This is a genomic window from Micromonospora globispora (genome assembly GCF_003857015.1).
In the GTDB taxonomy this organism is placed as follows: domain Bacteria; phylum Actinomycetota; class Actinomycetes; order Mycobacteriales; family Micromonosporaceae; genus Micromonospora; species Micromonospora globispora.
Genome location: NZ_QGGF01000523.1, coordinates 1 through 3,657 on the forward strand (window position 1 = coordinate 1; position 3,657 = coordinate 3,657).

Sequence of the window (3,657 nt, forward strand, 5' to 3'; positions counted from 1 at the left end):
CGGCCGGCGCGGCCCGGCCCCGGCCGGCGCGCTGGCGGCCGGCCCGGGTTGGCTGAATTGTGATGTGAATTCGGTGAGCCCGCTCACGCGCGACGGGAAACGGTCATCCGGATCAGGTCGTGCGATCGATCCCCACAATTGAAGGTCCGTCGCCACCGGGTGTCCCCTTATTGACCGCCGATCCTTTCTCCGCCGCTCGTCCCATTGGGTGACGTCAGTGACCGACTGTTCCGGTCAGAGTAATGATGTTCAGCGTTTACCCAGGTGGGGACGGTTGGCAGGAACCGTACCCCCCGGTAATGTCATCGCGTCCGGTGCGGTTTCCGTTCGCAAGATGCGACGCCGCGCCGACCCGCTCAATCGTGATCTCACGAACCGGGGACCCAGTGCACGTCCGGGGTGAATCCGCGAGCCACGGCCCGCGGTAGGGCGATCTTCCCGCCCGAATCCGTCAGCTAACCCGGTAGGCGGTGTCGGAAGGAGTTCCCTCCTCGTGCAGCCTGATTCCCCTCGGTCTTCCCCCCGCCTCCACGGCGCCGCGGTGCCGCCGCTCGTCCCGTCGGCGAGCTGATCCCGGCAACCGTCCCGATGCCCGGCTGACCGGGCACCCCCTTCCCAGCGGTCCACCCCGCCCCCGGACCCGTCCGCAGAACGCGCGTGAGCTCCTCCGCGCGGCGGGCAGGCGTGCGCCGCTCCCGGCCCCCGTGGAGGATCCCGTGAAGCACCACCCCAAGCACCAGCTCCGGCGCGTCGCCACCGAGCGCCGGTACCAGATCGTCGCCGGCGCCGCCGCCGCCCTCGTGCTGGCCTCCGGCGCCGGCGCCCTGATCGCCAGCACCGGCACCGACGAGGCACCCGCCCGCCAGGAGGCCGCCGCCGTGGCCGAGTTGGCCCCGCGGCTGGGTGATGTCGCCACCCGCAGCGAGGCCCGGGTGGCCACCTCCCCGTCGACCGCGTCCGCGTCCCCGTCGGCGAAGGCCACCTCGGCCAAGCCCGACCCGGACCTGACCAAGAAGGCGGCGCCGAAGCCGCCGTCGAGCAAGGTCCTCGACTACACCTACGAGGCGCAGACCGCCTACTGGAACTGTGGCCCGGCCGCGGTGCGCAACGCGCTGAGCGCGACCGGCATCGAGACCACCCAGGACGCGATGGTCGCCCCGCTGAACGCCACCGAGAACGGCACCAACTCGGCCGAGGACACCACGCGCGGGCTCAACCAGATGGTCAAGGGAAGTCCGTACCGGACCCACGAGATCCCGGGTCAGGCCGCGACGCCGGCGCAGATGGACCAGCTCCAGGCCGACGTGGTCAAGGCGATCACCGACGGCCGGGGCGTCGTCGCCAACGTGGCCGGTGACGCCACGGACACCGACGGCGGCTGGCACTCGTTCCCCGGCGGTCACTACATCGCCGTGGTGGGCTACAAAGACGACGGCCGGACCGTGCGGATCGCCGACTCGGCGAACCCGTCGCTCCCCGCGTACTGGATGACCACCATCGACCTGGCGAACTGGATGGCCACCCGCGGCTACTCCGCCTGATCACCACCCCTGACGCCTCGGGCACCGGCTCCTCGAGCCGGTGCCCGACGTCGTATCCCGCCACGGCCGGCCCGCCGCGCTCTCGCGGGTGGTGTCCGAACGGTGGCACACTGCGCCGTATGGCCGATGAGACGGGTACCCGCCTTCTGCTGCTGCTGCACGGCATGGGCGCCACCGGCGAGGTGTGGCTGCCCTGGGCGCCGCTGCTGGAGCACCGCTGGGCGGGGCGTTGGCTGGCGCCCGACCTCGCCGGTCACGGCTGGTCGCCGCCGCTGCCGGCGTACTCCTTCGAGGGATTCGCCCGGCGGGTGGTGGAGGGCCTCGGGCCGGTCGCCGAGCGGCTGGGGCGCCGCGACCGGCTGGTGGTGCTGGGCCACTCGCTCGGTGGGGTGGTCGCCCTGGCGCTGGCCGCGCGGCGGCTCGGCCTGCCGGTCGACGGGGTGATCGGGCTCGGCATCAAGGCGGTCTGGTCGCCGGCCGAGCTGGACAAGGCCCGGGAGCTCGCCGAGCGCCCGGTCACCTGGTTCGCCAGCCGGGACGAGGCCGCCCGTCGCTACCTCCGGGTCGCCGCCCTGGCCGGGCTCTTCGCCCCGGACCACCCGGTGGTGGACGCCGGGCTGCGCCGCGAGGACGGCCGATGGCGCCTGGCGATGGACCCGGCCGCGTTCGCGGTGGGGGAGCCACCCCTGCCGGCCCTGCTCGCGGCGACCGACGTGCCGGTGCTGCTGGCCCGGGGCGAGCACGATCCGATGGTGAGCGACGCGCAGCTCAAGGAGCTGGGCGTGCCGGTGGCGACGCTGCCCGGGCTCGGCCACAACGCGCACGTGGAGGACCCGGAGGCCGTCCTCGCCCTCCTCGACCCCTACCACTGAGTCGGCCGACGGCGGCCCGAGCCGTCAGGCGCTCCCACCCCTACCACTGAGCCCGCCGCCGACGGACCGAGCCGTCAGGCGGTGGGGGAGAGCGGCGCGCCGTCCTCGGTGACGGCTTCCGCGGTGCGCGGCGCGGGCGGGGCCCAGCCCCGATCGAGCTCCCGGCGGGCGGCGTCGAGGAACGCCTCGGCGTACGACTCGGCCGGGAAGTCGCCGAGGTAGCGGCTCCGGGTGGCCCAGCGGGCCGCCGCCGACGGGTCGGTGTCGAGCAGCTGCTCCAGCACCCCGTCCACGTTGGACATGTCCCGGCGCAGCACGTAACCCGACGCGGCCAGCGGGAACCGCGCCACGAAGTCCGCGCCGTCGGCGCCCATGTCGGTGACCGCGTACGGCTTGCCGGAGTAGAGGTAGTCGGAGATGACCCCGGAGACGTCGGAGATCAGCGCGTCGGAGCGGTTGACGCACTCGGTCAGGGTCAGCTCCCGGGCGGCCGCCGTCCCCCACAGGTGCTCCCGGCCGGTCTTCGTCCGGTCCGCGGCGAGCAGTTCGGTGAGCCGGGCCAGCTGCCGCGCCGACGCCGGGTTCTGCGAGGTGTACGGGTGGGCCCGCAGGATCACCGTGGCGCCCCGGTCCAGCAGCCGCCGGATCACCGTCTCGGCCACCGGCAGCGAGCAGTAGTCGGCGTCCGCGTGGTGCCCGGTCCAGGTCGGGGTGTAGAGCACCGTCGGGTGGGCCAGCCGGCGCGCCGGCTCCGGGCGTACCTCGATCGCCTCCACCTGCGGGCGACCGACCACGACGAACTTCTCCGGCGGGATCTCCACGCCGGCGCGGGCGTACCGCTCGATGGCCGCCTGGCCGGCCACGAAGATCCGGTCGAAGATCGCCGACACCGGGTTGGCGCTGGGCGCCTTGTCGCTGTCGCCGTGGTGCAGTTGCACGTGGGTGAGCTGGTGGAACCGGATGCAGTGGCTGTTCTTCGCGCCGTGGTTGACGTAGAACGCCACCCGCAGGCTCGGCACCAGCGCCTCGTCCATGGTCTTCAGGGTCGGGCAGAACACCACCGGCGCGCTGGTCGCGGCCGCGACGGTCGGCAGGAACTCCGGCTCGCGCAGCAGCACCAGGAACGGCCGGCCGATCCGCTCCAGGTACGGCAGCCACATGGTCACCTGGTACTCCGACCCGGGCGGGGCGGAGAAGTAGAGCAGGAACTCGGGCTGGTGGCGGCGCAACGCCCGGCCCACCGG

Annotated in this window: 3 protein-coding genes and 1 riboswitch; of the genes, 2 read left to right on the top strand and 1 reads right to left on the bottom strand. The window is 73.5% G+C overall.

Annotated elements, in window-relative coordinates; all coding sequences use genetic code 11:
- Positions 1 to 343: 343 nt before the first annotated feature.
- A riboswitch (cyclic di-AMP (ydaO/yuaA leader) is annotated at positions 344 to 485 on the top strand.
- A gap of 219 nt (positions 486 to 704) precedes the next feature.
- Complete coding sequence (locus DKL51_RS27895) at positions 705 to 1,541, top strand: C39 family peptidase (protein WP_185734937.1); 837 nt, start codon at positions 705 to 707, stop codon at positions 1,539 to 1,541.
- Positions 1,542 to 1,660: 119 nt separating this feature from the next.
- The gene (locus DKL51_RS27900; RefSeq protein ID WP_109947286.1) at positions 1,661 to 2,413 is read left to right on the top strand and encodes an alpha/beta fold hydrolase; all 753 of its coding nucleotides are present in this window, start codon (positions 1,661 to 1,663) and stop codon (positions 2,411 to 2,413) included.
- Between the two features lie 74 nt (positions 2,414 to 2,487).
- Here the strand turns inward: DKL51_RS27900 and DKL51_RS27905 are convergent.
- A partial coding sequence (locus tag DKL51_RS27905; RefSeq protein WP_124812666.1) for a CDP-glycerol glycerophosphotransferase family protein occupies positions 2,488 to 3,657 on the bottom strand: 1,170 nt, incomplete at its 5' end.

Excerpts from the sequence above, each read along its gene's own strand:
- DKL51_RS27900 (WP_109947286.1), top strand. The coding sequence starts at position 1,661 with ATGGCCGATGAGACGGGTACCCGCCTTCTGCTGCTGCTGCACGGCATG.